This is a genomic window from Bacillus pseudomycoides DSM 12442 (genome assembly GCF_000161455.1).
Classification (GTDB): Bacteria; Bacillota; Bacilli; order Bacillales; family Bacillaceae_G; genus Bacillus_A; species Bacillus_A pseudomycoides.
On record NZ_CM000745.1, the window covers coordinates 680,104 to 703,630 of the forward strand.

Genomic DNA, 23,527 nt, shown 5'->3' on the forward strand with positions numbered 1-23,527 from the left:
AGAGCGTAATGCTAAAATTCCATATATCTCAATTATTCTTTCTGCAAATATAAAATCCTGCATAAAATGTAGAGAAGAAAGGTTCTTCTTATTTGTATAGTATTTTTGTTTTGATGTGTTTAGTCTTCATGAAAGCTTGTTTTCCTTCATACACTTTCTTAAGGGAAAGTGTAAGGAGGGAAAATAATGAGAACTAGTGATGATAAAGCACTACAATATGCAATCGCTGAAATTACTGAAATTGCAACTGGATTTGGGCTGGATTTTTATCCGATGCGCTATGAAGTATGCCCAGCGGAAATTATTTATACATTTGGTGCTTATGGCATGCCGACGCGGTTTTCACATTGGAGTTTTGGGAAACAATTCTTCAAAATGAAGCTACATTACGATTTGGGACTTAGTAAAATATATGAGCTTGTCATCAACTCTGACCCATGTTATGCATTTTTACTCGATACAAATGCATTGATTCAAAATAAATTGATTGTAGCACACGTATTAGCACACTGCGATTTCTTTAAAAATAATATCCGCTTCTCAAATACAAAGCGCGATATGGTTGAAAGTATGGCAGCGACAGCAGAACGAATTAAAGCATATGAACATAAATATGGAAAAGAAGAGGTAGAAACGTTTTTAGATGCTGTTTTGGCCATTCAAGAACATATTGATCCATCGCTTATGCGGCCGAAGCTAGCTTGGAGCATAGATGACTTAGAAGAGGAAGAAGTAGAAAAGAAACGAGTTTCACAGTATGATGATTTGTGGAATTTAGATGATAGAAATAAAAAACGAGAACGACCAAATATGCGGAAGAAAAAGAAAATCCCGCCGCAGCCAGAGAAAGATTTGCTGCTCTTTATTGAAGAATATAGTAGGGAGCTAGATGAGTGGCAACGCGATATCTTAACAATGATGCGAGAAGAAATGTTGTATTTCTGGCCGCAACTAGAAACGAAAATCATGAACGAAGGCTGGGCTTCGTACTGGCATCAACGTATCCTTCGCGAAATGGACTTAACATCTGATGAGGCAATTGAATTTGCGAAGCTTAACGCTGGGGTAGTTCAACCATCAAAAACAAGCATTAACCCATACTACCTTGGCATTAAAATGTTCGAAGATATTGAAGAACGTTATAATAATCCAACTGAAGAAATGAAACGTCGTGGTGTAAAACCTGGATCAGGCCGTGAAAAAATCTTTGAAGTGCGAGAAATTGAATGGGATGTATCCTTCTTAAGGAATTACTTAAATAAAGAATTGGTTATGAGAGAAGATATGTACTTATTCCAGCGCCAAGGAAAAGAGTATAAGGTAATTGATAAAGAGTGGGAACATGTTCGTGATCAGCTTGTTAATATGAGAACAAATGGCGGATTTCCATATTTAGTGGTGGAAGATGGGGATTATTTGAAAAATGGGGAATTATATATTAAGCATTGTTATGAAGGAATTGAGCTTGATTTAAAATACTTAGAGAAAGTACTGCCGTACATTCATCAGTTATGGGGAAGAACGGTGCATATGGAATCTAATGTTGAGAATAAAGGTGTTGTCTTCTCATATGATGGGAAGATGGTGCATCGGAAATACGTGTAAAGCCGCTGGGATCAGCGGCTTTTTTTGAATTGGTAATTTAATGAAAAAATCAAATTTATATGTAATAATATTGTTGTCTGTTTAGATGGGGCTTTTTTATTTAAAGGGGAGTTTAGCGGAGTGAGATATAAAAATTACATAGATGACTGGAGAGGTTCAAATGAGTAAAGTAGGGGTATGTAAGGTGGATATTACACCTCCTTTAGGTATTGATTTTATTGGATATCATAGGGAAACGGGAATTAGTAATATTGAAGAACGCATTTATGCAACAATATATGTGTTTGAAAATAATCAAACAAAGGCGGTATTTATTAGCATTGATAATATAGGAATGCTAATAGAAGATACAATAATCATTCGAGAACAAGTAGCAAATGAGCTGAATGTTTCATTTGAAAACATAACGGTTGTTTATACTCATACCCATTCTGGTCCCGAAACAGTCGGCAATGATAGTTTAGTAAAGTCTTATAAAACGATTTTAATCACTAATGTAATTAAAGGATCCGTTATTGCGAATGATAATATGCAATTATCAGAGGTGGGGTGGAATGTAACTACGGGTGAAATAGGAGTAAATCGAAGAGAAAGAACATCTGACGGAAAAGTAAAGATGGGTATAAACATAAATGGTGTTGTAGATAAACGAATTGGCGTTTTAGCAATTAGAAACGATAAAACAAAGAACTTAACGGGAATCATTGTCTTTTGCACTGCACATCCTAACGTATTAAAGTCAGATAGTGATAGGTTATCAGCAGATTACCCAGGCGTGACAAGGGAGATTCTTGAACGGACGCTTAACTGCCCTGTAGCAATTGTCCAAGGGGCAGCTGGAAACATTAATGCAAAATATCGTGGTTCAGAGGATGCATTAAAGCAAATGGCTTACATATTGAGTGGAAACGTCCTAACCATGTTGCCAACAATTACTTATAACCCCATTTCGAAGTTGAAAATTATTTCAACTACACTACAAATGAAATTAAAGGAAATTCCTGAACCTGAAGAGATAAAAAGAATGGCACTACTAGCTGAAAAGCAGTGGGGGGTTAATACTGATGACTGGCTTAAAGTCGTTGTAGCTAAGCATAAAGAAAATATTAAACAGTTAACAATTGATTTGGAAATTCAATTGTTTCGGATCAATGATGGATCATTTTCTGGAATACCGATGGAACCTTTCTCAGAAACAGCTCTAGCTATTAAAGAAAATCTAAACAATGAACTAGCTTTTTTTGGTGGATATACGAATGGCTATCTTGGTTATTTACCAACAAAAGAGGAATATACATATGGAGGATATGAAGTGGAATTGAATCCTGTAGTGTATGGACCAACTACAAACTTATTAATGCCACCAGAAGAAAATACTGCTGAGTTGATTGTGAACAGAATTATGGAGCTATACAATAAATAAAATAACTTGGGGCTGTAGTGGAATAAAAAAGAGTCTAGTAGCAATAGTAGGAGCTTAGAAATAATCTGAGCTCTTGTTCTATATTTTACTTAAAATAAATGATGTTATTTCAAACGAATTTGCGAAGCTAAAAGCAAGCGTAGTATGATTTTATGATAGAAATATGTGTGAAGTCGCTGGGAAACCAGTGGCTTTTTTCATACCAAGCTTGTTTCAATTTTGCGAACAAGTATAAAGTTTGAGCTTTATATATTGTCATTATATTTTTTTGTGTTTATTATATACCTATACGGGTATATGTAATTTAATGTCCTGTATATTTATATGTAGTAAGTAAAAAGAAGAAAAGTTAAATGAAAATAATCGTGGAGGTTATGAAAAGATGAGCAAAAAAATTGTTGTAGTCGGTGGAGTTGCAGGAGGAGCATCAGTAGCAGCACGTCTTCGTCGTTTAAGTGAAGAGGATGAAATTATTATGTTCGAGCGAGGCGAATATATTTCGTTTGCAAACTGTGGGTTACCATATTACATTGGTGGTGTGATTCAAGAGAGACAGAGGTTGTTAGTGCAAACTGTTGAAAAGATGTCAAAGCGATTTCATTTAGATATTCGTGTTTTAAGTGAAGTGATAAAAATTAATAAGGAAGAAAAAACAATTGTTGTGAAAAATGTAATGACAAATGAAACATACGAAGAGTCTTATGATATTTTAATTCTTTCACCAGGATCTAAACCAATTGTACCGCCTATTCCAGGAATTGAAACAGCAAAAACGTTGTTTACATTACGAAATGTACCAGATACAGATCGCATTAAAGGGTATATTGATGAGAAGAAACCACGTCATGCTACTGTTATTGGGGGAGGATTTATTGGTGTTGAAATGGCAGAAAACTTGAGAGAAAAAGGAATTGATGTGACGCTTGTTGAGATGGCAAATCAAGTAATGCCGCCAATTGATTATGAAATGGCAGCATATGTACACGAACATATGAAAAAGCATGGTGTTCAGCTCATTTTAGAAGATGGAGTAGATACTTTTGAAGAAGGCGGAGCAGTCGTACGCTTAAAAAGTGGTTCGAAAATCAATACTGATATGGTAATTCTGTCTATCGGTGTCCAGCCAGAGAGTAGCTTGGCAAAAGAAGCAGGACTAGAACTTGGAGTACGCGGGACAATTAAAGTAAATGAAAAACTACAAACGTCTGATTCATCTATTTATGCCATTGGTGATGCGATTGAAGTAAAAGATTTTGTAACAGAAACAGAGACAATGATTCCATTAGCATGGCCAGCAAATCGGCAAGGTCGTCTATTAGCGGATATCATTCATGGGCATACAGAGTCTGTATACAAAGGGACGATGGGAACATCAATTGCAAAAGTATTTGAATTAACGGTTGCTTCAACAGGAGTAAATGAAAAGGTATTGCAGCGTTTAAATATACCCTATGAGGTAGTGCATGTACAGGCGAATTCTCATGCGGGTTATTATCCAAATGCATATCCAATTTTATTAAAATTGCTTTTTAATAAAGAATCAGGAGAAATCTATGGTGCACAAGCTGTTGGGCGTGACGGTGTAGATAAACGAATTGATGTAATTGCGACGGCAATGAAAGCTAAGCTAAAGGTAATGGATTTACCAGATTTAGAATTAGCATACGCACCGCCGTATTCTTCTGCAAAAGACCCAGTAAACATGGTGGGGTATGTTGCAAGTAATATGATTGAAGGGCTTGTAGATACAGTGCAGTGGCATGAAATTAATCATATTGCCCAAAAAGGTGGATATTTAATTGATGTTCGTGAACCAAATGAATTGAAACAAGGGATGATTAAGGGATCAGTTAATATTCCATTAGATGAATTACGTGAAAGATTGGATGAAATTCCAGTAAATGAAGAAATATATATTACATGCCAGCTAGGTATGAGAGGCTATGTTGCTGCACGTATGTTAATGGAAAAAGGATATAAGGTGAAGAATGTAGATGGTGGTTTTAAATTGTATGCAACTGCTTTACCAAACTGCATTGTATATTAATATATTAGGGGCTGTGGCTAATAATATAAGGTAATATAGTAGGAATTAATTTTAAATATAAAAATATGGCTTTACAAAATACCCTGAAGGGTATATGATGAGGTTGTAAATTCAAGTAAGAATTTTACTACAATCTGGTGCAGTAGACATTTTTTTTAGATAAAGCATGTCTATTAAAGTATTGAGGTGATAGCACGTTGGAATATAATCAAGATATTAAAAATAGGTTGAAGCGAATTGAAGGACAAATTCGCGGTGTACTTCGAATGATTGAAGAAGAAAAAGATTGTAAAGAGGTTATTACACAATTAACAGCATCTCGCTCTGCTATGGATCGCACAATTGGATTAATTGTAGGAACGAACTTGGAAAACTGTTTGCGAGAACAATTTGAAAAAGGCGATACATCAAATGAAGATTTAATTAAAGAGGCTGTACAACTGCTTGTGAAAAGCAGATAATCTGTCAAACGAATGTGTTGACAGATTTTAAAAAGCATTTCAACATACCCGTACAGGTATATGTATATTGAGTGATGTAGTGGTAAGCTACTACAGAAAAAGAATAAGAAAAAATTTGAGTAGGGCAGTTAACTTTTAATTTTTTTAACAAAATTTATACCATAGGGGGTAAGGTAGTGGGTGCTATAGGATTACAAGCGAAAGATATTGCTGAGAAAGTTTTATTTGGAGAATTATTTATTTTAGATGTTCGTAATGAAGTGGATTATATGGATTGGAAAATTGAAGGGAAACAAGTTTCTTCTATTAATAAACCATACTTTGATTTGTTAGAAGGCGTAGAAAGCATCTTGGAAGAGTTGCCAAAGGAAAAAGATATTCTTGTTGTATGTGCGAAAGAAGGCTCTTCCAAGTTTGTTGCTGAGCAACTTATAGAGGCTGGTTTGAAAAATGTTTATTATTTAGCTGGTGGTATGAAAGCTTGGAGTGAATATGTGAAGCCGATTAAAGTAGGGGATTTAAAAGATGGTGGCAGCGTGTATCAATTTAACCGTCTTGGAAAAGGATGTTTGTCCTATATGGTTATTTCAAATGGGGAAGCTGTAGTCATTGATTCTATACGAACAATTGAAGCATATGAGGAGTTTGCAAAAGAACAAGGTGCTATGATTACAAACGTTATGGATACACATTTACATGCCGATCATATTTCTGGTGGTCGTAAGTTAGCACAGAAGGTGAAAGGTACGTATTGGTTACCGCCAAAAGATGCTGAAGAAGTTGTTTTTTCTTATGAGCCACTTGTTGAAGGGATTGTCATTCAGGTGGGAGAAACAAAAATTGCTATTGAGACGATCTATTCACCAGGTCATACAATTGGAAGTACATCATTCATTGTAGATGATGTTTATCTTCTATCAGGTGACATTTTATTTGTAGATTCTATTGGTCGTCCGGATCTTGCGGGCAAAGCGGAAGACTGGGTAAGTGATTTGCGTAACACTTTATATAAACGTTATAAAACATTATCTCAAGATTTGATTGTTTTACCAGCGCATTATTCGAAAGTAAGCGAATTGGATGAGCAAGGGCGGGTTCGTGCAAAATTGAAAGATCTATTTAAACGAAATGCAGGATTAAATATTGAAGATGAGTTGGAGTTTCGAAAAACAGTTACAGAAAATTTACCGCCACAGCCGAATGCATATCAAGATATTCGTCAGACGAATATGGGGAAAATCAATCCAAGTGTAGAAGAAGAGCGTGAAATGGAAATTGGTCCAAACCGCTGTGCGGTGCACGATTAATAATAAAAAAATATGTTGGAGGTATAGAATATGAATGCAAAACAAGTATTAGATGTGAAAGGCTTAGCATGCCCAATGCCAATCGTAAGAACAAAAAAAGCTATGGAAGCTTTACAATCTGGAGAAGTGCTAGAGGTTCATTTAACAGATAAAGGTGCAATAAAGGATATTCCAGCTTGGTCAAAAACAGGTGGACACGAAGTACTACAGCATACGGAAGAAAATGGTGTACTGAAGTTCTGGATTAAAAAGGCGTAAAACAAAAAGACCTGCTCTACGGATACGAATTGTATAGAGAAAGATTGGAGGAGATGGTGTATGAGTGCAAATGTAGTATTCAATATTGTTTTAACTATACTTGTTGCTTGGTTTATCATTTCTCGCTTTTTACCGGTTAAAGGAGTTAAAAATATAAACGGGAAAGAACTAAAGACGGAGATGAATAAAAAAATAAACAATTTATTGATGTTCGTACACTTGGTGAATTTAGAGGGAATCATATTCAAGGGTTTCAGAATATCCCATTAAATGAGTTAGCACAAAAAGCGAGTCATTTAGATAAAAACAAAGAAGTAATTGTAATTTGTCAAAGTGGAATGAGAAGTAAACAAGCAACAAAAATGTTAAAAAAATTAGGCTTTCAACATATTACGAATGTCTCAGGTGGTATGAATGCTTGGAATTAAGGAGGAAATGAAAAATGAAAGAAATGACAGCAAAAGAATTAGAAAATAAATTGATGAATCATGAAGTATTACACGTTATTGATGTTCGTGAAGTGGAAGAGGTGATGGAAGGGAAAATTCCGGGAGCTATTCATATTCCACTTGGCCTGTTGGAATTTCGCATGCATGAATTAGATAAAAACAAAGAGTATATTATGGTGTGTCGCTCTGGTGGGAGAAGTTCACGAGCTGTTCAGTTTTTAGAAAGCTATGGTTTTGGAGTTATAAATATGACTGGTGGTATGTTAGATTGGGAAGGTAAAATAGAATAATACGGAGTACACGCAGGGTTCTTTTATAAATAAAGGCTTTTGTATATTTCACAAAATACCCGCATAGGTATATTGAGGTGGGGAGTTAACATGGAGAAAAAGAAAAAAACAACGATTGTTTTGTTTAGTGGAGATTACGATAAGGTGATGGCAGCTTATATTATTGCCAATGGTGCAGCGGCGTATGAGCAAGAGGTGACTATTTTCCATACGTTTTGGGGGTTAAATGCACTTCGAAAAGATGAATATGTAAAAGTAAAGAAAAACTTCTTAGAGAAAATGTTTGGAAAGATGATGCCTCGCGGTGCAAATAAGATGGGATTATCTAAAATGAATTTTGCCGGTATGGGCCCTCAAATGATTAAGCATGTTATGAAAAAGCACAATGCTATGCCGCTTCCAGATTTAATTGGTATGGCAAAAGAGCAAGGTGTTAAGCTTGTAGCTTGTCAAATGACAGTTGATTTATTAGGACTAAAAGAAGAAGAGATTATGGAAGATGTTGAATTCGCTGGTGTGGCAGCTTATCTAGCAGATGCTTCTGATGGGAATGTGAATCTATTTATTTAAAGGTAATTAAAGAATGCCTTCTTTTTAGAAGGGGGAAAAATAAAGATGAGCTTCAGTTTTATGATTGTAATCTTTCTTATTGGTTTTGCTGGTTCATTTATATCAGGAATGGTTGGTATTGGCGGTGCTATTATTAATTATCCGATGATTTTATATATTCCTGTGCTATTAGGGTTTACTGGTTATACGGTACATGAAGTAAGTGGTATTACAGCTATTCAAGTGTTTTTCGCAGCATTTGCAGGTGTATGGGTTTATCGGAAAAGCGGTTATATAAATAAAACATTGGTATTATATATGGGAACGAGTATTTTAGTGGGAAGTTTTGTCGGGAGTCTAGGTTCAAGAGTATTAGATGCAGGGCAAGTTAATATTGTATATGCTATTTTAGCTACGATAGCAGCTATTATGATGTTTATTCCGAAAAAAAATCGCAGCGAGCTTCCTTTAGAAGCATTGACGTATAATAAAGGATTAGCTAGTGTTTTAGCATTTATCGTAGGTACTTCTTCTGGTATTGTTGGAGCAGGTGGTGCATTTCTACTTGTGCCAATTATGCTTGTCATTCTTAAAATCCCTACACATATGACAATTGCAACTTCATTAGCAATTACTTTTATTTCATCTATCGGGATTACAATTGGAAAAGTAACTACAGGACAAGTGGTAGTACTGCCGTCTATAATGATCGCGATTGCAAGTTTAATTGCTTCACCGCTTGGAGCAAGTGTAGGGAAGAGGTTAAATCAAAAAATATTGCAGTGGATATTAGCGATATTGATTGTTTCAACATCTATTAAAATTTGGATGGATATCGCATTGTAATATGATTTTTGGGAAGTGTATTACCAGATATTACTGGATAGATATTTTAAGAAGAAGGCTAGTATAGAAAGAATGTAAGAACGCCACTGGAGAACCAGTGGCGTTCAAGTTATTAAGCCCAAATAAGTTTCATTAATCTTTCATATTCATCATTTGCAGCTTTATATAATAGTCTAGTATGCTCAAATACAAGGGCAGGGTTAAAGTATGGTTCTGTAAATACAAGGGAAGTTGAAATATCAATGGAGTCGCTGTTACTAATTGTGAATTTTGCGAATCTATATGCTGTATTTAGTTCGTTGATTAAATGCAATATTTCGCTTTTCTTAGCTGAATCAGGAACTTGAGCGAGATTGAAGCAATATATATCGACAGTAGGATGTTCGTTATGAAAGGCAGCGATAAGACGAACTTTTGCACCACTCTCTGTTTCTAAGTTTACTGAAAAAAATACAGAGCCATCATTCTCATCTATGTTTTCTTCCATATGTATTTCATTGGATTGTAGATAATCTTTAAAGTCTGAAACGTTATGCTTTACTGCGGCTTTCATATGTTTGTGCCTCCTGTTAATTAGAATATAACTCTACCTTTTATTATAATTTAAAGATATTGAAATTGATAGTTAAAAAAATTAGAATTTTTGTTGTTTTCAAAATTATATTAGGGTGTATAAAAACCCAGCTCTATCTCTATAGAGCTGGGTTTTTTATTAATTTTTATTCGATGTTGTCTCTGTGTCTTCATCGTTATTGTTATTTTTTTGGTTAGTAGAATTTTGACGATTATCGTTATCGTGATTTGTATCTTTTGTTTTCTCATTCGATGATGTTTTGGTCTCTACGTTTTCATCGTTATTGTTACTTTTTTGGTTAGTAGAATTTTGACGATTATCGCTATCGTGATTTGTATCTTTTGTTTTCTCATTCGATGATGTTTTGGTCTTTACGTTTTCATCGTCATTGTTACTTTTTTGGTTAGTAGAATTTTGACGATTATCGTTATCTTGTTTCGTATCTTTTGTTTTCTCAGAGCTTGTTTTTTTCTTGTTCTCTTTATCATCAGAATCAACTTTCTTATACTCAGATAGTCCAAGATGAGTACGAAGTTGTTTTGTTAAATCGTCTAAATCTTTTTCTACTGGTACATAATAATACGTACCACCATCACTTGCACGACCGCATTCTTTATCACCAGCTGACATATAACAATCTTTACCATTAATTTGTAATTTTTCAAGTGAAGAATCTGAACCGTATTTATAGAATGATAACATATCATCGAATGTTAAGTTTGTAACGAATTGTCCATTAATGTGATCAATAATATTTCCAACTTTTGTTACAGAATCAATGTTTGTTAGTTTTTTCAGAATGGCTTCGATAACAAGTTGTTGACGTTGACCACGCATTGCATCACTATCAATATGGCGTGTTCTAGCAAGAGCAAGAGCTTCTTCACCGTTTAATTTTTGAACGCCTTTTTTCAAGTGGATTGCACCTGCATTATCGTTACTATCTTGTTCAGTAAATTCAACAGGAACGTCTACTTCAATACCACCTAAATCATCCACAATTTTTATAAATGATTTAAAGTTGAATTTTACAAAGTAATCAACAGGAACGTGGAGTAAATCTTCTACCGCATCAATACTAGCTTGCGGGCCACCAGCTTTTCCATTTTTAGCCGAACCAAATGCATGTGCATGCGTAATTTTATCCATTTTCTTTTCTATTGGGATATAAGTATATGTGTCTCGTGGAATACTTAAAAGTTTTACAGTTTTACTATCTTTATTAAAAGTTGCAAGTAACATTGCATCTGTTCTTATAGCAGCACCGTATTCTTTGCCACGGACATCGCTTTCATCAACGCCCATGATTAATACAGATACATTGTTAGAAATAGGTTTAACTGCTTTATCACGTAAATCTGATTTATCACCGCGTGCTAAATCGTGGGCGGCATTAAAAACAGCAGAGGATGCTTTATTTACTAAAAACCAAGTATAACCGCCTCCTACTATTAAAAATAATAAGAGAGCACTTAGAATGATTTTTGTTTTTTTCTTTCCTTTTTTCTTATTATTTCGTGTATTTTCTTGCAAAGATGGGTTTTGATCCATTTCATATACTCCTTCATTTGGATTGAAATACGATACTCATATCACCTAATTATAATGAATGTTAGCGAAAAAGAACATTACAAATCATTTACATTTCGCTAAAATCCGATTTATTTCACGAAAAGTCAGATTTTTCCGCCTTTCGTAAAGTGAATTTTAGGAGAATAAGCAATAGAACAATTATAATTTGTCGTATTAGAAATAGAAATACATATTATGAAAAAATAATAAAGAAGTAAGATTTGTTGAAATATGTTCAAGAGGAAGATTATATTACATTCTTCTATAGGCCTTATATAATGAAGTGAAAAAACTGTTTGTTAGGAGTAAAGGAGATAGACATAATAAATCATACATCATTTCGAGCAATTCTTATAAATGAAAAGGAAAAAAATCAATTATAAAGTGATAGAAGACATGGGATTGCCATGTCTTCTACTCGATTAAATCCATTTTGATTTGTTGGCATATAAGTCGCTGCTATGAAAACAAAAGGAGACCTGTACTCGTTTTCTCTCTTTGTTTTCACTCGTCATGGGGCTAAAAAAGACCCTGACCGCTTCTATGCAAGGACGGACGCTCTTTCTCACCAAAAAAGAAAGATTTTATATCAGTTTTTTCAATTTGTATTATAGTGTTTGTTTTAATGCAACTTTTCCTTGTTCCCCTAAAACTCCATCTGCAATATTTACAGCGTGATCACCGATACGCTCTAAATTACTTACCATATCAATAAAGATGATGCTTGCATCACCTGAGCAACTACGTTCATTCAGGCGTAGCACGTGGCGCTTACGTAATACACGTTCCATTTGGTCAATTTTACGTTCTTTCGTAATGACCGTTTGTGCAAGTTCAGTGTCGAAGTTTGTTAAAGCTCCAATTGCATCTTGTAATGTTGAAATTGTTAGTTCAAGCATTTCATTTAGTTCCGCCATTGCTTCATCTGATAGTGTGACACGGTTAGAAATTTGGGAGTCCACAAGTTCTACAACGTTTTCTACATGGTCGCCAACGCGTTCAATATCTCCGACAACAGACGCTAAGACAGAATGTTTTTCGGAATCCATTGGTGAAAGTGGTTTTTCAGAAAGTAGCACTAAATACTCCGTAATTTTTCTATCTAAGTTGTTAATAGCACCCTCTAGTTGAGTTGCCATATCAGCATGTTTCTTTTCTTTTGTATTTAAAAATTGAGTTGCTTCTTTTAGGCCATGTAATGAGAACTCTGCCATACGAATAATCTCTTTTTGTGCCTCTGTTAAGGCGATAGCAGGAGATTGTTCAATAAAGATTGGATTTAAATGCTGCGGTTTAAAGTCAATAGCGGCATCTTCTCCGCGAATAATTTTTGTTACAATCCACGCTAACACTGCAATGAATGGAAACTGAATAATCGCATTCGTTACGTTGAATGTTCCATGCGCAACAGCAATTGTCATTTCTGGATTTAAGTGTAACGATGTTTGGAAATATTGAATTAAGTTTGTAAATGGTACTAATAAAATTGTAAAGATGATGGTACCAACTATGTTAAAGATAACGTGTACTAATGCTGCGCGCCTTGCTGCAATAGAAGTACCAATCGCTGCTAATACAGCGGTAATTGTTGTTCCGATATTATCACCAAACAGTACAGGTAGAGCAGCTTTTAAATCGATTGCACCTTGGCCGAATAATTCTTGTAAGATTCCAATTGTTGCACTTGAGCTTTGTACAATTAATGTAAAAATTGTACCTACGATAACTCCTAGGACTGGGCTGTTACTCATACTAACAGTTAATTCTTGGAATGATTCTAAAGAGCGTAGTGGCTTCATACCTGTGCTCATTAATTCTAAACCGAAGAATAACATACCAAATCCGAATACGACTTGTCCAAGAGATTGTACTTTTTTATTTTTAAAGAAGAATAGTAAGATTGCTCCAACTGCCATAATTGGAAGAGCATATTCTCCGATTTTAATTCCGATAATAAATGCTGTAACGGTCGTACCAATGTTAGCACCCATAATAACACCAATTGCTTGTCTTAGTGTCATAAATCCAGCACTTACAAGTCCAACTGTTAAAGCGGTTGTTCCTGAGCTAGATTGAATCAGTACGGTAACTAACATACCTGCTAGTACGCCCATAAGTGGGTTAGTTGTAAAACGATCGAGAATGTCACGTAGGCGATCACCAGCTGCTTGTTGCAGACCGTCCCCCATGTACTTAATCCCAAATAAGAAAATACCTAATCCACCAATAAACTGGAAGATCATGTCTTGAACATTAAATTCCACGCATTTCACTCCTTAAAATTTCATGTACGGTGTAATTATTAACTAAAATTTGAGGTGGTGTAAATGATATCAATGTAAACTTTACATTAAATTTACAAAGGGATAAAAAGTTTACATTTATTTAAAGAAACCCCTGGATTTAATTGGTTTTAATGCGTTATATAGGGTTGTATTGTAAAGAAATAACATTTGATTTGGAAGTCCTTTGTATACTTTTTGTTTAACGTAAAAAAATATGCGAAGTAAATAGTGTCTTAGAACTATATAATATGAGAGGATAATATATATCCAAATAAAGAGGATATAATCAAATTCAGAATTAAGTATAGGCGTGGAGAAAATAATGAAATATGCATCTACTGTGTTAATAATAATATTCATTTTATGCGGAGCTATTGTTACGTTTGATAATAATGGTGTTGGGACTTTTACATTTACAAATATAAGAAGTAATGTATTGCAAAAGGCAAACATTCAATTAGCTGGAAATAAAGTGTTGTTAACAACTAAAATAGTTGCTTCTGGAGAGTATGAATCTGAGACTTATTTTGGAGACAATGTAACAACAAATTTAAAGTATCATCGAGATAGATAAGGGTTAGAAAAAAGCTGCTGGGTTATCCAGCAGCTTTTTCATTCTTTTTATCCATCTGTTTTTGTTTTCGTACATTTGTAATGTAAATAAAGAGAAACGCGATAAGTAATACAGAAGAATAACGATATACAGTTGCATAGTCTGTAAAGTGTGCGATGAATCCGAAAATAATGGCTCCTGCCCCAATGCCGAGGTCAAATGCCGAGAAGAATGTTGCGGTAGCAACGCCGCGGCGATGCGGAGCTACACGGTCAATCATCCATGCTTGTAAGGCCGGCTGAATAGCGCCGAATCCACTTCCGTAACAGCTTGCTGCAATGATTAAACTTGGTATTGTTGTTGTATACGATAACAGAATAATTCCTGTAAATGTTAAGATAACACCGGGAATAATAACAAATGCATGGCCTTTTACATCGTATAGTCTTCCTGAGAAGGGACGTGTTACAGCGATGGCAAGGGCGTTAAATAAGAAGAAAAGGCTAATATCAGCGATACCGACTTGCGTAGCAAATAACGTGATAAAGCTTCCAATTCCTCCGTACATTAATGTAATACACAATATTAATAATGAAGGAAGTAAAGCTTTTCTTTCGATAAATCCATCTAAAAACGTTTCGTGTGTTTGTTGAATTGGTTTCTCAGTAGTTTGAATTTTGAGTAGCTTTGTTAATATTAATGAAACGACTGTGCAAGATAGTGCACATAAAAAAAGAATCGTAAAGTTATAAGTTTGCATAAGCCAGAGTCCGATAAGAGGACCAAGTGCCATAGCGATCGTTCCAGAGAGACCGAAATATCCCATACCTTCACCACGGCGGGCTGCAGGAATTAAATAGGAGACTACAGTTCCATATGTTGTGGTTGTAATACCAAAACCAGCTCCGTGTAAAATGCGAACAGCAAGAAGGAGGAAGATAGTAGAGGCAAATAGGTAGCTGCCCATCGCTAGTAGGCAAATTGCAGTACCAGTCATTAAAATTAGCTTTTTACTAAATTTTTGTAGTGCATTTCCAGTGAGCGGCCGAATAATTAAAGCTGCCACAGTAAACATTCCAACAACAAATCCGATGTTTGAACTCGTGCCACCAATTTCTTTCACGTAAACAGGTAATGTTGGAATTAACATTTGAAAGCCTAAAAACATACATAAGTTTGCTAAAATGAGCGCAATAAATTCTTTTGTCCATAATGGTTCTCGTTTTACGAGTGCTGCTTCTCCCATATATTCATCCCCTAAATATTTTTCTCTGTTCTTTCGAGTATATGTAGAGGTCAATGTAACAGTCAAGAAAGGTGAACTAAAATGATGTAACAATTTTTTGGGAGAAAAAATTTACAAATTCGTGTAAATGATACACAAATGCTCTTAAAAAAGGTAAAGTATAGATGTATAGTCTGCTAGTTGTTAAGATTGATAGAGATGTTTTTTCTGAAAAGAAAGCAGATTCAAACGGATAGTAAAGTAGAAGGGGATTTCTACTACTTTATTATATATGTTTGAAAGGGTTTACAAAATGATGATGAAGAAAGAGGCGTATATGCATGAGACGACTAGGTATTTCTATTTATCCAGAACATTCTACAGTAGAGAAAGATAAGGAATATTTAACATTAGCACATCAATATGGTTTTACACGTGTATTCACATGTTTATTATCAGTGGATGGAGAAAAAGAGAACATTGTTAAAGAATTTAAGGAAACGATTTCGCATGCGAATGAATTAGGTTTCCAAGTACTCGTTGATATTAGTCCAGCTGTTTTTGAACAACTTGGTATTTCTTATAACGACCTTTCATTCTTCCATGAATTAGGTGCATATGGTATTCGTCTAGATGTTGGTTTTTCAGGATTAGAAGAATCCATTATGACATATAACCCATATGGATTAAAAATTGAGATTAATATGAGTAACGGTACGAAATATGTTGATAATATTATGAGTCATCGCCCGAACTGTGAAAATTTAATTGGTTGTCATAATTTTTACCCACATCGTTATTCTGGTATTTCTTATGATCATTTTATGAAATGCTCAAAACAATTTAAAGATTACGGCATGAGAACTGCTGCCTTTATTACATCATTTGATGCGACATATGGTCCATGGCCGGTAACTGAAGGATTATGTACAATCGAACAACATCGTGAATTGCCAATGACAACGCAGGCGAAACATTTATTTGCAACAGAATTGATTGATGATGTAATCATTGCGAATGCATATGCATCAGAAGAAGAATTAAAGGCGCTCGGAGAAGTAAATAAAGAAAAGCAAACGTTTGATGTAGAAATTTATGAAACAACAACTGATTTAGAAAGAAAAATTGTATTAGAAGAACCACATTTCTACCGCGGGGATGTATCTGAATATATGATTCGTTCAACACAAAGCCGTGTGAAATATAAAAAAGAAGAGTTTAAACCTCATAATACAAGACCAATTAGACGCGGAGACCTTCTTATTGATAACGAACAATATGGTCAATATAAAGGAGAATTGCAGATTGCCTTAAAAGATATGGTGAACACAGGAAAAACAAACGTAGTTGGCCGTGTTGTGGACAAAGAAATCTTCTTATTAGATTATTTACAAGCTTGGGATAAGTTTAGATTTGTGTTAACAAAATAATATGTTTATGTAAGAATCCATCATGAATATGGTGGCTTCTTTGATGTGAAAAAAATAGAGGAATTAAAATGGATAAATGATACAATATAGGGGAGTTTTAGTTAGAGATGGAGGGCGAAAAATGCAGGTAGAATATACGTTAACAGAACAAGATTTTATTGCATTTAATCTACATTATGCAAGGCATTCTAAAATGGTAAAGCGCTCTTTAGTTCTTCAGCATTATATTGTAGCTATTATTCTGTTTGCTGTTCCACTTAGTGTTTTTTTATTTGGACCACCAGATTATAAATCGATGGATTTACCTTTTATTTTTTTACTAGCAGGGGTTATATGGATCGTGTTTTATCCTAAGTGTTTCTATAAACTTATTGAGAGAAATATTAAGAAAATGCTTCGGGAAGGAAGCTATGACAATTTAATAGGTAAGCACAATGTACAAATAACGGATGAGGGGATTATTGAAACAAATAATGGTGGAGAGACAAAGCTAAATTGGAAAGGAATCGAGAAGGTAGAAGAAAATGAGGCATACATTTTTATTTATGTTAGCTCGATGAGTGCAAATATTGTTCCTAAACATGCCTTTGCTCACGAGAATAGTAAGAGTAAGTTTATGAGAAGATTGAGAGCTGGTATGGAATCTTCAATAATATAAAAAAGGTTGCCTTATGATGGGCAACCTTTTTCTATTATTCATATCGTAAACATTCAATCGGATCAAGTTTCGCAGCTTTATTAGCTGGCAGTAACCCGAATAGAATACCGATTAACATAGATAATGCTACTGAAATTAAACCTAATTTTACGGAAACAACAAGTGGCCATCCAGCGAATATTGCAACGATCCAAGCGAAGAAAATACCGAGCACAAATCCAATGAATCCGCCCAATGCTGTTAAGATACAAGATTCAATGAGAAACTGCATCAATACTTTCCCGCGCGTTGCACCAAGTGCTTTACGGATACCAATTTCACGCGTACGTTCTGTTACTGATACAAGCATGATATTCATAACACCAATACCACCAACTAAAAGTGAAATTGCTGCAATACCACCGAATACACTTTTTAATATGCCTGTGAAGCTATCAATCTCTTTTAAAGCGTCTTGTGGATTTGGTACTTTGAATTTCCCAGTATGCTCTGGTTTTTTCGCATCATTTAATGATTTTACAACTGCATCTTGCACAGCTTGCTTATCTTGACCTGGAGCAATTTTTACTGTTAAGCCGTCATAATTATTTTTCCCAAATAGAACAGGCCAGTTTTCAGCAGAGATAGCACCTTCTTTAAACTCCATGCCACCCATCATTGCTTTGATAGAATATACACCCACTACTTTATAAGGAGTACCTTTTATATCAACATATAAACCTTCCTCCCAAGAAGGGAACAATTTATCAAATGCATCTTTGTGTAATACGATTGTATGTTCAGGTTTATCTAAATCAGTGGCAGTGAACAACCTGCCGTGCTCAAGTTTGAAGCGAGATGTATCTTCAAAGTAATCGCCTTTTACACCAGTTATATCAATATCTAATTCTTTTTTTCCGGCATATACTTTCTCTTTTCCTCTAACATCAGGATATATATCTTGAACACCAGAAATTTTTGAGACATTGTCATACATGCTTGCAGATATTTTTCCATCCATATCAGAATAATCTTCTGTTGTATAGTTTACTGAAAATTGATCTTTCTTTTCTTTACCAATTTGTTCACGGAACTTGGCATTTGTTCCATCCCCAATAGAGATGATTGTAATAATGGCGCTAACCCCAATAATAATCCCCAACATCGTTAAAATAGAACGCATTTTATGAGCGAAGATAGAGGAAAGGGCCATGCGTATATTTTCGTTTGTGTTCAAAATTAACCTCTCCAATCTTGGACGATATTTCCGTCACGAATTACAATTTGGCGTGCTGCCGCTTCCCCAATTTCACGATCATGGGTAATCATAATGATTGTTGAGCCTTGTTTGTTTAATTCGTAAAAGAGGTCCATAATTTGTTTACTTGTCTTTGTATCAAGCGCACCAGTTGGTTCATCAGCTAAAATGAACTTTGGATTATTTACAATTGCACGAGCAACGGCAACACGCTGTTTTTGTCCACCAGATAATTCATTTGGCAAATGCGTGGCACGATCTGCTAGACCTACTTTTGTTAGTGCAGCTAATGCACGTTCACGTCGTTCTTTTTTATCTACTCCAGCGTAGATAAGAGGTAATTCTACGTTTTGTAGTGCATTGAGACGTGGGAGAAGCATGAAGTTTTGGAATACAAATCCGATTTCTTTATTACGAATATGAGCTAACTCCGTTTCAGACATGTTTGAAATGTTCTGTCCAGCTAACGAATAAGTTCCACTTGTCGGCTTATCTAAGCAGCCGATAATATTCATTAATGTTGATTTACCAGAACCAGACGGCCCCATGATAGAAGTGAATTCGCCTTGATTAAGTGTTACATCAATACCATGTAAGATTTGAACTGTTTCTTCACCGTTTTGAAAGGCTTTCGTGATGCCTCTTAAGTCAATCATTGGGCGTTAACCTCCATACCATCTTTTAAGTCTTTTTCTGGTTTAGAGATGATTTGGTCACCTTTTTTTACGCCAGACACTTTTGCTTCGCTATCTGTTTCAAATTCAACAGTAACAGCTTGTTCCTTTGCCTTACCATCTTTCACGATAAATACAACATTTTTATCGCCTTTTTTCACAATGCTGCTTTTTGGAACAACTGTACCAGTTGCTTCACCAGACTTGCTTGTTACGTATACGTGGAAGCCCGTTTGTAATTCTTCATTATTATCTAATGTAACAATAAATTGATAGTTAGATACTGTCTTGTTTTCATCCATGCTCTTTACTGGTGTTGTACCGATTTCTGTGACTTTACCAGTCCATTTTTTTCCTGGTACCGTTTTGGATGTAACAGTTACTTCTTGCCCAACTTTTACTTGGGCTAATTCATATTCTGATAGCTGACTTTTTACTTTGAGAGGACCGGCAGTGCGAAGGGTAATACCGCTCATACCTGTTTTTTCATTCGCATTTTTTGCAATTTCTTCAATTACGCCATCAGCTGGGCTTGTTACAGAAAGTGTAGTGAGTTTTTCTTTGTTTGTTTGAATCATTTGATCAGCTTTTTCAACTTCAAATTTTTTCATTTCAAGTTGTGATTCAAGTTGTGTGATTTCAGTTTCTGTTGCTTTTAGCATCTCCCCAGGTGAACCGGCATTTTTATCTTTTTGTAATTTTTGTTTTGCTGCATTTAGTTGTTTGTTTAATAATTCTACTTCTTTATTAGCAAGTTTTTTTTGCATTTCGGCTTCTGTTACACCTAACTTCATGGAAGGATCATTATATTTAAAAAGTAGCTGTCCTTTTTTTACTTCATCGCCTTTTTTAACAGCTAGCTCATATGTCCCTTTTGATGGATCAAATGCGATTGTTTCAATACCATTTGGAATGACTTCGCCACCAAATTTTTGTGCATTTTCAATTTGCTTTTCTGATACTTTATAGCTGCTGTAAGCTTTCGCTACATCGCCACCGCCAGCAAGAGCAAAATATGAACCTGCTGCAATTCCAATTGTTACTAAACCAGTAATGATTACTTTATTTTTCTTTTTCATTTATTTATCACCTTTTCGCTCGTTTTTGTATCTGTTTTCAGTATAGAAGAGAGAGAAAATATGACAAATCGTTTTAGCTTACAATAACATTACAGTTTTGTAAGGTTGATATATTGAGAGGGGATTTGTACAAGAGTGGCGCTTTTGTTTAGGGGAAAAGCAGATTGTTTGACGCGTCTTTTCTTTCTTACAATAATATTGTATGAAGGAAAGGAGTGAGGAATATGGAGGCGTATTTTGGAGCATTTCCGTCAGAGTCATTTGTTCCGTATTCAAAACAACATGTTATTATACTTTTTCTTATCGGTGTAGGAGTTTATTTTCTTTATCATTATCAAGACATACTTCGTGAGCAACAATGGAACGTAAGAGTTCGATATACAATTGCTTTTTTATTTATTGGAAGTGAAATCGGACTTGATGTGTGGCAAGTGAAGGCTGGAATTTTTCAGTTGAGTACATCATTACCATTTGAGTTATGTACCATTAGTTTAGTATTAGCAACAATAATGGTTATTACAAAAAGTTATAAAGTATATGAAGTTGTCTTTTTTACAGGGATTATTGGGGCATCACAAGCCATTTTAACTCCAAACTTACAATATGCTTTTCCGCATTTTCGCTTCATAGAATATTTCATCGCACATGTATTACTCATTTTGGCACCGCTCTTTATGACATGGGTAGAAGGGTATAGGCCGACTTTTCAATCAATCAAGCGTACGATGATTTTTTTAAACATATTGATTCCAATTGTTTCGTTTGTGAATTATAAAACCGGTGGTAATTATATGTTTTTGGCGTATAAACCAGAAACAGCTTCATTACTTGATATGTTAGGTCCGCATCCATACTATATTATTTCATTAGAAATCGCTGCGTTTATAGGGTGCTTATTATTGTATATTCCATTTGTTAGAAATGAAAAACGCGTGCAAAAAGAATCACTAGGATCATAATCTAGTGATTCTTTTTTGTAGAAAATATTTACAATTCTGAAAATTATTTATAAAATAAAGCAGAGTATCAATAGAATGGAAATTTGTATAGAGAGAAGGGGGAAAATGACAAGAAAGATGATTTCAAATGGAATAGAGATTACAGTGCAATTTATTCTTTCTGTTATTGGTATTATTTGTTTAGGTGCTCTTCCAAAACTATTCGAAGGCTTACATATTAATTTTTCACAGTATGTACAGGCTTTAAAGATGTCAGTTATGAAACTGATAGATGTTCCAAACTTAACGTATGGGATGAATCGACCGTTATTTCCACAACTATTTATTCATTATAAAGAAACGATGATTCTTTTTTTAGCTTCATTTTTTATTTCATTATGTATAGCTTTCTGCATTGTGTATATGATGATGAGAAGTCGTTCGCATATACAGCGGCGCATTAAAACATTTCTGCTTTTTCTTGAGTCCATCCCAGACATTCTTCTTATTATCGGATCGCAAATTCTTGTCGTATGGTTTTTTCAAAAGACAGGGTTTTTACCTGTCAAAATTGCTGCGTTAAGTGGAGAATCAATTCGGGGGTTACCAATTATTTGCTTGAGTGTTCCTACTACAATTATGTTTGTGAAGTTGTTACTACTTCGCTTTGAAACAGAATTAGAAAAAGATTATGTATTATTTGCACGGGCGAAAGGATTTGATCGTTTCTATATTTTAAATCGTCATGTATTGCGGAATGTGTTGCTTAGTACATTGTTTTTTGCGAAAACAAATATTTGGTTTATGTTATCAAATTTGTATATTATAGAATGGCTTTTTAACACACATGGTATTTTTGTATTCATTAAAAATTATCAACCGATTGAAGTTTTTACAATGAGCATCTTACTTATTTATATCCCGATCTTTGTTCTATTTAAGTCATTTCATTATTTCGTTCCAGATGCGATGAAAGAGAGGGCGTAAGAGATGTGGAAATATATAAAGCGCGATAAAAAGTTTTGGTTTAGTATTTTATTTCTTGTCGTGTTAGTTGGACTTAGCATTGGGAATACATTGTGGAATGGAGGGCATATTCGCCAAGTTTCGCTGCAATATGACGCGCAAGGAAATGTAGAAGCTCCACCATTTTCGCCTTCATCAAAATTTTTATTAGGAACAGATCGAAAAGGTTATGATCTTTTACATTTAGTCATTGAAGGGGCGAAGTGGACTATTGGTATATCCGCTTTTATTGCGATGATGCGGGTGGTTTTAGGTATCTTTTTTGGTGTTATATTAGGAACCTATGTAAAAAGAGGGTTTTCAAAAATTGAAGCGTTTTTTGATAGCTTTACAGTTATTCCAACTGTTATGATTGCATATTTCTTTCTTCAGTTTGCAACTAGTTTTGTGAATGGAGCAGAGACGACTAGTTTCTTTGAGAGGGCATCATTTCAAGTCATATTGTTTATTGTGCTTGCACTTCCTACAATTTCTCTCTATATTGCGAATGAAGTGCGGAAATTACAAAAGGAAGAGTTTATAGACGCTGCTCGTATACTAGGAGGAAGTAAGCGGCATATTGTTGTGAAACATGTGTTTCCGCACTTATATATGACGTTTGTACTTGTATTGATGCAGCAGTTTATTCAAACGTTGATTCTTTTTCTTCATTTAGGATTACTTGAAGTGTTTTTTGGAGGGACGGTCCAGTTTGGAGGAATGGTCAAAGAGTTAGATTCTTACACACATGAATGGTCTGGTTTAATAGGTGTATACTTTCGCTCTCTATCAGTGCATCCATGGATCCCGCTCGTACCAATTACTTTCTTTGGGCTTACTATTTTTTCAGGGAATATGATTGCACGAAGTATAGAGGATGCGATAGCAAAAGTAAGGTTAGGAGAAATGAACAAAGACGAGGAAGTAGAAGAAGTAAAGTCTATTTCACTTCCTAAAGAAGAGTTATTTACATTTAAACATACGATGTAAAGAGCCTAGGAAACTGTTATTACATATTAACCGTTCGTTCTTGTACAAATACTGTATTAAGTGATAGAAAAT

22 protein-coding genes and 1 pseudogene are annotated in these 23,527 nt (G+C 34.8%); 16 read left to right on the forward strand and 7 right to left on the reverse strand.

All coding sequences use genetic code 11. The annotated features are described in order from the left end of the window. The first annotated feature begins 186 nt into the window (after positions 1 to 186). The 10 genes and pseudogenes from spoVR to BPMYX0001_RS03530 all read left to right on the forward strand — a co-directional run bounded on the left by spoVR (position 187) and on the right by BPMYX0001_RS03530 (position 9,235). Entirely contained in the window at positions 187 to 1,605 is a 1,419-nt protein-coding gene (spoVR, locus tag BPMYX0001_RS03485) for a stage V sporulation protein SpoVR (RefSeq protein ID WP_006093613.1), read from the forward strand. A 160-nt stretch (positions 1,606 to 1,765) separates the two neighbouring features. Next, entirely contained in the window at positions 1,766 to 3,028 is a 1,263-nt protein-coding gene (locus tag BPMYX0001_RS03490) for a neutral/alkaline non-lysosomal ceramidase N-terminal domain-containing protein (RefSeq protein ID WP_018782364.1), read from the forward strand. Between the two features lie 382 nt (positions 3,029 to 3,410). Further along, entirely contained in the window at positions 3,411 to 5,075 is a 1,665-nt protein-coding gene (gene cdr, locus BPMYX0001_RS03495) for a CoA-disulfide reductase (protein WP_006093615.1), read from the forward strand. Between the two features lie 197 nt (positions 5,076 to 5,272). Beyond that, positions 5,273 to 5,536: a metal-sensitive transcriptional regulator gene (locus BPMYX0001_RS03500; RefSeq protein ID WP_003195373.1), complete on the forward strand. Its 264-nt coding sequence runs from the start codon at positions 5,273 to 5,275 to the stop codon at positions 5,534 to 5,536. Positions 5,537 to 5,712: 176 nt separating this feature from the next. After that, positions 5,713 to 6,843, forward strand: a complete 1,131-nt coding sequence (locus BPMYX0001_RS03505; RefSeq protein ID WP_006093616.1) for an MBL fold metallo-hydrolase — start codon at positions 5,713 to 5,715, stop codon at positions 6,841 to 6,843. Positions 6,844 to 6,873: 30 nt separating this feature from the next. After that, positions 6,874 to 7,101, forward strand: coding sequence for a sulfurtransferase TusA family protein (locus BPMYX0001_RS03510; RefSeq protein WP_003195379.1), 228 nt, complete (start codon positions 6,874 to 6,876; stop codon positions 7,099 to 7,101). 60 nt (positions 7,102 to 7,161) lie between these two features. After that, positions 7,162 to 7,529 (forward strand): annotated as a pseudogene (locus tag BPMYX0001_RS29220) (rhodanese-like domain-containing protein). 14 nt (positions 7,530 to 7,543) lie between these two features. After that, on the forward strand, positions 7,544 to 7,840 hold the full coding sequence (locus tag BPMYX0001_RS03520; RefSeq protein WP_006093617.1) for a rhodanese-like domain-containing protein: 297 nt from the start codon (positions 7,544 to 7,546) through the stop codon (positions 7,838 to 7,840). 90 nt (positions 7,841 to 7,930) lie between these two features. After that, positions 7,931 to 8,410 (forward strand): DsrE/DsrF/DrsH-like family protein, encoded by a 480-nt coding sequence (locus BPMYX0001_RS03525; RefSeq protein ID WP_006093618.1) that lies wholly within the window; start codon positions 7,931 to 7,933, stop codon positions 8,408 to 8,410. Positions 8,411 to 8,455: 45 nt separating this feature from the next. Then, positions 8,456 to 9,235 carry a sulfite exporter TauE/SafE family protein gene (locus tag BPMYX0001_RS03530; RefSeq protein ID WP_033798645.1) on the forward strand — a complete coding sequence of 260 codons (780 nt, stop codon included), beginning with the start codon at positions 8,456 to 8,458 and terminating at the stop codon, positions 9,233 to 9,235. A 112-nt stretch (positions 9,236 to 9,347) separates the two neighbouring features. Here the strand turns inward: BPMYX0001_RS03530 and BPMYX0001_RS03535 are convergent, their stop codons facing one another. The 3 genes from BPMYX0001_RS03535 to BPMYX0001_RS03545 form a co-directional block, all read right to left on the reverse strand. After that, on the reverse strand, positions 9,348 to 9,788 hold the full coding sequence (locus tag BPMYX0001_RS03535) for a hypothetical protein (RefSeq protein ID WP_033798646.1): 441 nt from the start codon (positions 9,786 to 9,788) through the stop codon (positions 9,348 to 9,350). 159 nt (positions 9,789 to 9,947) lie between these two features. Further along, positions 9,948 to 11,360, reverse strand: coding sequence for an LCP family protein (locus tag BPMYX0001_RS03540; RefSeq protein ID WP_003195393.1), 1,413 nt, complete (start codon positions 11,358 to 11,360; stop codon positions 9,948 to 9,950). Between the two features lie 629 nt (positions 11,361 to 11,989). Further along, positions 11,990 to 13,645 carry a Na/Pi cotransporter family protein gene (locus BPMYX0001_RS03545; protein ID WP_033798647.1) on the reverse strand — a complete coding sequence of 552 codons (1,656 nt, stop codon included), beginning with the start codon at positions 13,643 to 13,645 and terminating at the stop codon, positions 11,990 to 11,992. A 343-nt stretch (positions 13,646 to 13,988) separates the two neighbouring features. Between BPMYX0001_RS03545 and BPMYX0001_RS03550 the strand changes: the two genes are divergently transcribed. Further along, entirely contained in the window at positions 13,989 to 14,240 is a 252-nt protein-coding gene (locus tag BPMYX0001_RS03550; protein ID WP_033798648.1) for a hypothetical protein, read from the forward strand. Positions 14,241 to 14,262: 22 nt separating this feature from the next. Here BPMYX0001_RS03550 and BPMYX0001_RS03555 read toward each other — a convergent pair whose 3' ends face one another. Next, positions 14,263 to 15,465 carry an MFS transporter gene (locus tag BPMYX0001_RS03555; RefSeq protein WP_006093623.1) on the reverse strand — a complete coding sequence of 401 codons (1,203 nt, stop codon included), beginning with the start codon at positions 15,463 to 15,465 and terminating at the stop codon, positions 14,263 to 14,265. Between the two features lie 320 nt (positions 15,466 to 15,785). Here BPMYX0001_RS03555 and BPMYX0001_RS03560 point away from each other — a divergent pair, with 320 nt between their 5' ends. Together BPMYX0001_RS03560 and BPMYX0001_RS03565 are read left to right on the forward strand one after the other, a co-directional pair. Further along, on the forward strand, positions 15,786 to 16,874 hold the full coding sequence (locus tag BPMYX0001_RS03560) for a DUF871 domain-containing protein (protein ID WP_006093624.1): 1,089 nt from the start codon (positions 15,786 to 15,788) through the stop codon (positions 16,872 to 16,874). 121 nt (positions 16,875 to 16,995) lie between these two features. After that, entirely contained in the window at positions 16,996 to 17,532 is a 537-nt protein-coding gene (locus BPMYX0001_RS03565; RefSeq protein WP_006093625.1) for a YcxB family protein, read from the forward strand. Between the two features lie 34 nt (positions 17,533 to 17,566). Here BPMYX0001_RS03565 and BPMYX0001_RS03570 read toward each other — a convergent pair whose 3' ends face one another. From BPMYX0001_RS03570 to BPMYX0001_RS03580, 3 genes are read right to left on the reverse strand one after another with little or no spacing between them, the layout of a single operon-like run. After that, positions 17,567 to 18,724, reverse strand: a complete 1,158-nt coding sequence (locus tag BPMYX0001_RS03570) for an ABC transporter permease (protein ID WP_006093626.1) — start codon at positions 18,722 to 18,724, stop codon at positions 17,567 to 17,569. Between the two features lie 26 nt (positions 18,725 to 18,750). Next, the gene (locus tag BPMYX0001_RS03575) at positions 18,751 to 19,425 is read right to left on the reverse strand and encodes an ABC transporter ATP-binding protein (RefSeq protein ID WP_018766880.1); all 675 of its coding nucleotides are present in this window, start codon (positions 19,423 to 19,425) and stop codon (positions 18,751 to 18,753) included. Continuing rightward, the gene (locus tag BPMYX0001_RS03580; protein ID WP_006093627.1) at positions 19,422 to 20,522 is read right to left on the reverse strand and encodes an efflux RND transporter periplasmic adaptor subunit; all 1,101 of its coding nucleotides are present in this window, start codon (positions 20,520 to 20,522) and stop codon (positions 19,422 to 19,424) included. Before BPMYX0001_RS03580 ends, BPMYX0001_RS03575 begins: the two co-directional genes overlap by 4 nt. A 224-nt stretch (positions 20,523 to 20,746) precedes the next feature. On the opposite strand from BPMYX0001_RS03580, the gene BPMYX0001_RS03585 reads away from it, so the two are divergent. The 3 genes from BPMYX0001_RS03585 to BPMYX0001_RS03595 all read left to right on the forward strand — a co-directional run bounded on the left by BPMYX0001_RS03585 (position 20,747) and on the right by BPMYX0001_RS03595 (position 23,455). Continuing rightward, complete coding sequence (locus tag BPMYX0001_RS03585; protein ID WP_006093628.1) at positions 20,747 to 21,481, forward strand: YwaF family protein; 735 nt, start codon at positions 20,747 to 20,749, stop codon at positions 21,479 to 21,481. A 105-nt stretch (positions 21,482 to 21,586) separates the two neighbouring features. Continuing rightward, positions 21,587 to 22,447 carry an ABC transporter permease subunit gene (locus BPMYX0001_RS03590; RefSeq protein ID WP_018782348.1) on the forward strand — a complete coding sequence of 287 codons (861 nt, stop codon included), beginning with the start codon at positions 21,587 to 21,589 and terminating at the stop codon, positions 22,445 to 22,447. 3 nt (positions 22,448 to 22,450) lie between these two features. Beyond that, positions 22,451 to 23,455 carry an ABC transporter permease gene (locus tag BPMYX0001_RS03595; protein WP_006093630.1) on the forward strand — a complete coding sequence of 335 codons (1,005 nt, stop codon included), beginning with the start codon at positions 22,451 to 22,453 and terminating at the stop codon, positions 23,453 to 23,455. Positions 23,456 to 23,527: the final 72 nt, after the last annotated feature.